Origin of the sequence: Coleofasciculus sp. FACHB-712, from assembly GCF_014695635.1 — a bacterium.
Lineage (GTDB): Bacteria > Cyanobacteriota > Cyanobacteriia > Cyanobacteriales > FACHB-T130 > FACHB-T130.
The window spans coordinates 1-4,658 of record NZ_JACJOQ010000701.1 but is presented as its reverse complement, the minus strand read 5'-3'; the positions used below and the strand labels follow the sequence as shown (position 1 = coordinate 4,658).

Annotated in this window: 2 protein-coding genes and 2 pseudogenes; 2 read left to right on the top strand and 2 right to left on the bottom strand. The window is 39.2% G+C overall.

What is annotated here, in order from left to right; all coding sequences use genetic code 11:
• A pseudogene (locus tag H6F50_RS26085) lies at positions 1-315 on the top strand (phosphoketolase); the annotation flags it as partial.
• A gap of 473 nt (positions 316-788) precedes the next feature.
• Here the strand turns inward: H6F50_RS26085 and H6F50_RS26080 are convergent.
• Both H6F50_RS26080 and H6F50_RS26075 read right to left on the bottom strand, forming a co-directional pair.
• Positions 789-2,603: a hypothetical protein gene (locus H6F50_RS26080; RefSeq protein WP_190430947.1), complete on the bottom strand. Its 1,815-nt coding sequence runs from the start codon at positions 2,601-2,603 to the stop codon at positions 789-791.
• Positions 2,600-3,904, bottom strand: coding sequence for a hypothetical protein (locus H6F50_RS26075; protein ID WP_190430946.1), 1,305 nt, complete (start codon positions 3,902-3,904; stop codon positions 2,600-2,602). Before H6F50_RS26075 ends, H6F50_RS26080 begins: the two co-directional genes overlap by 4 nt.
• A 611-nt stretch (positions 3,905-4,515) precedes the next feature.
• Here H6F50_RS26075 and H6F50_RS27445 point away from each other — a divergent pair.
• Positions 4,516-4,658: pseudogene (locus H6F50_RS27445) on the top strand (four-carbon acid sugar kinase family protein); the annotation flags it as partial.

Here is a 4,658-nt window from a genome sequence, read left to right as displayed (position 1 = left end):
GCGCGGATTGTCTCGATTGTTAATCCCCGCCGCTTGTATCGTCCCCATGATGTCTCCTGGGATACCTGTTCCGAATCCGATGGCGACTTCTTGGACGATGCTGGCTTTGCCAAACTATTTAATGGTGATGCCTTAGTTGGCGTCACGGGTGGCGCGTCTGGGATGCTGGAACCCATCATGCTGCGGAGTAACTGCAAGCGCGATACCTTCGCCTGGAAGCGTGGCGAAACGACAGCGAGTGCGGGTGAATTGATGGCGTTTAATGGATTAACTGCCGAAGCGTTGACAAAACGCGCCACTGAGTTAGTGCATTAAGCTAGATTTAATACCCCTACCTAGTTTACTGGGTGGGGGTTTGATATAAATACATTAGCAAGTTACTTAAATTGTATATCTAGGAGAAATAGAATGGCTAAAAAAAAGATAGCAACTTACTTGATGAACTTAAAAATTAGTTTTTATCAATGGGAAAAGATTGGTCATTATATGGAGAATTGCTACTTTCTTTAATTAATTGAAAAATTAAAAATATCTCAATAAATAATTTGTTGTTTTAAAAAATTATTTATTTTGAGTGTTGACAGAGCAAAAAGTGCCCTCGTTGTGTCTAGATTTAAAGTGCTAAAGCCAAGACAATTTTTTAAAGCATAGAGCATTTTTACCACGCTGAAACTGAGCCAAAACCTCTATAGACAAAACTTTCAAAATCTTTTTTACTGGCGACATTAATGTGTTAAAAGCAACAAATAATTTGTTCGACCCTATCTGGTAATCTAACGCAATCATCCCTATGGTTTACGAAGAATAATCACAGTCTCGTAATAGTCATCAAGTGACCGTGGTCTTGCGTTCCTATTTGCCTTTTTTAATTGAATGTCCAGAAGTTGTTCAACAGAAAAACCCACATGCATTGCCTCTTCAGCTAACAGTTCAGCCGTGGGAACAGTATAAAGTACCTTGCGCGTTGAAAACTCATAGAAGGTATTCTGTTTCCCACTTACTATTGCAGCAAACGCTCCGCTGTTAAGTACACTAAACATTTCTTTAAAAGCCTGTCTCATATCCAGGAAATATTTGGCTGTAGGTTGTGCCTTCACATAGCGTAAAGCATCGGCTGCAAGCCAATCAACGACTTCCCTTTCTTGATTACTAAGTTGTGTTAAATCTATTTTCTGTTCGCTCATCCCACCGACAGCGTTATCTATCAAATCATCAACCATTTCGAGTTCTGCTATCTTGAGAGACCTTAAAGATATTGCTCTAGCTTTTGCGTAGCTTTCTCGGCCACTAGATGCTGGCAAGTATGGAGGAGATGTAATAAGTAAATCGAATGTTCCTAAATCTTCAGGCAAAAATCTAGCATCCCCTATTACTGCCTTAGCTGGAGCAAAATCTATTCCAAGGGTTTCCCGTAACCATTCACCAACGGCTGCGACCTTCACATAACTCTGTAGCGACTTAGTGAATGTTCTACTTAGAGGAGTTTTAGCAAAACTCAACGAAAATCTACCGCTTCCCGTCCCAAGAATCCGCATTTTTACTTTTCGTGCAATAGCATCAGATACAAGCACTTGTAAAAGCTCCTGGAATTGGGGTGCGGCTGTTTCTAAACATGCTCTCAAATGATTTATTTCCGTAGCAATTTCTTTTGCTACAACTGCTGTCATCTTACGATTTTTAAGCAGCCATTCTGGAAATAATTCTTTCTCGCTCAAGAATGTTTTTTGCTGTTGAGGCTTTATTTCAATAGTCTTTGTAATACGCTTGGCTTCCTCATATAGAAGGTCACTAGGATAATATAAAGCTTTAATTTTTGTATTTGAGATAAGAACAGACAGTGGATCTATATCTGTTCCTACGCTCTCAAAACCTAGTGTCGCTGACTCAAGCAATGCTGTTCCACTTCCCACAAAATTATCGATGACTTTCGGATTTTTGCTATCAACAGTATTACTCCCTATATTAAGTAAGGCACGTACCATTCTTGGAAAAAACTTGGCTTTGTAGTAATGAATATCATGTGAAAGAAGAGAAGATGAATTTTTGATTTTAAGCGCATCACTTGCAATTTTATATGAGGTTATTACACTTGAACCGCCAAGCAATTCATCAATTAACAAATCTAAATTTTTTTTTACTTGTTCCGGATTATTAGCCTTTTTTAATGCAGCTTCAGAAAGCTCAAATATTGTAAAGTGTGGCACAGCTTCAATAATGATAAAACCTTCCTTCTCATGTTGCCTAATCACTTTTCCGCAACTCTTTGGAAGCTGAGCCAAGTGAGATTTTGCGCTAGAGATATTATCTGTTAGACAGTAGAAACGTTGAACAAAACTTAATCGCTTAATAAGCTCGGATATTTTTATAATCGGAGCGTAAGCTACAAATCCTTTAGCACCATTGACACGACTAAGCGAATGGAGGTTAGAGATACCCTCTAGTTGAGCTAAGAGAGGTTCTTGCAAAGCTAACTCATCTAGATCAATAAGTACCTCTATTTTGTTTGATATCAAAGCTTCAATCTCTAAACGGGCAAGCAGAACATCTCCCTCTAGTTCAATATTTTGCTTTAGTTTGAAATAATACTTAGTTAACTGATTCATCTCAAGAACGCTTCCAGGAATTTTTTATAGCTAAAAATTTCTTCAATTTTTTCGTTGTAGAAAATAGCCTCTGTGAAGCATATAATTGCATCATAGAGATTAAAAACAGCATCTTTTCTAAAGCCTCGCATCTCTGTTTCATAAGGTGTATCTTTGAGATGAATTTCATACTTTGGCTTAGTCCAAAGCACATCTTGGATTTCTTCAAGATAGCGAGTGTTTGTATGGTAAGCAAAGAAATTTGCAACAAGAATCGTAGAAATGTTCTTCTCTGGTGCTTTTTCTTTGTAATAAGCTCCTAGCTTTAAAACCTGGTAGGTTCCCTTTTTGATGTCATCCGTGCGATCAATACCAGGCGCATTTTTTGAATCATCAACTCCACCGCCACATCCATATGTAATCCACTTTCGATTGTCTATTCTTCCATTAGAATCCCGTCCTTTTGCCCTATAAACATCTTGAAGCTCACTCCAAGCTTCAATTAGGAAGGCAACATTACGTTTATCACTGACATAATTAATCAACTCCGAGTAAGCCCAGTTGTCTTCAGAACGTGTTCCTAGCCGAATTCTTTTATTTTTATGTGCAATATATAAGCTAATATCTTCTCTTTCAACACGTGAAGTAGCAGGTGAATGATCTCTTAACTGTTGAGTAATGCCGTTCTTAACCTCTGTCATTGGACTAGTCAGTAAGATTTCGAGCGGATAAACAACTAGAGGTGAAGATTTAATTTCTGCAAGAATAAAAATATCATCATCTGAAATTACTAAATCAACATCACCTCGGCGGTCTGTTGATTTTCTAATCTGTGCAGTTGGGCGAGTGTACTCTAAAATTTTACAGAGAAGTAATAGGGTAGCGTTGCCCGCAATCGCACCTATAGAATCTGATCCTGGTTTGTTACTTTTGACTGGTTGTCTTTTACCTTGATGAACGCTGCAACGTGGGCAGGCTTTCAGAAAAGGGAAATATAGGGCTGAACCTTCTGGATATTCGTTACCCCGGCAGTATGTCCAACCTGCATCAGCTAACATACGCTTCGCATATTCTGCTGTTACAAGCAAATCAAAAATAGTAGGGAAAGCAACTTGTGGAGAGTAGTAACTGCCTTCCTTCAGTAACTCCTTATATGAGTTAAGAAATGCATCAACTAGCTCTGAAGAAGCACTCTTCTCAACCAAAATAAGTGTACTAACAAGAGAGTCAAGTTTTGCTTGAATATCCTCATCCGTTAGGGCTTCAAACTCTTTTTCAATATCGTCTTCGTCTCTGGAGTCTTTTGGAAAGTTTGATGTCATAGAGATGAAGCCAAAACGTGAATTTTCCCATAGGCACATAAATCAAGCCACAAGAACATTCCTGAATTTAACTCTTACGACTAATTTTGCTCCAGGAATTATGGTATTACATGGCTGGTTTGTTGTCGAGTAACAAATTATTTGTCGTTTTAGCAAATTCTTGCCTTTGAGTGTTGACAGAACCAAAGTACCCTCGTTGTGGCTAGATTTAAAGAGCTAAAGCCAAGACAATTTGTTGCAACGTAGAGCCATTTTCACCTCATGAAATTAGATCAAAACCTTTGTATTCAAAGCTTTCAGAATCTTTTCTACTGACGAGACTAATGTGTTAGGAGCAACAAATCATTTGTTACTCGACACCAAGCATGGTAAGCCTTATGGGGTTGCAGATTGGCGTCAGCGTACAGGAAGAGATGAGAAAATACAGAATCAACCTTAAAACCAATAGACCCGGCGAATAGAATTCGCGGCTACACAAACAAAGTCCGCCTGCGCGGACTCAACCAATTAGATGGAAAACCTGCCCTAAACTCTACTCAAGGGGAAACGATGGCAGGTTTAGTCTGTATAGCTGCGATCGCTTTCTCGCTAGGAGTCGCTAGAGATTTAGCATGACAACCAAACCAAAAATTATTGTCCTTGATGATGACCCTACTGGTTCTCAGACGGTTCACGGCTGCTTGCTGCTGACGCGCTGGGATGTAGATACCTTGCGGTTGGGGTTGGCGGACGAGTCACCGATTTTCTTTGTACT

Bases quoted from the DNA above. Each gene is read 5' to 3' on its own strand.
- H6F50_RS26080 (WP_190430947.1), bottom strand. From the start codon at position 2,603: ATGAATCAGTTAACTAAGTATTATTTCAAACTAAAGCAAAATATTGAA.
- H6F50_RS26075 (WP_190430946.1), bottom strand. From the start codon at position 3,904: ATGACATCAAACTTTCCAAAAGACTCCAGAGACGAAGACGATATTGAA.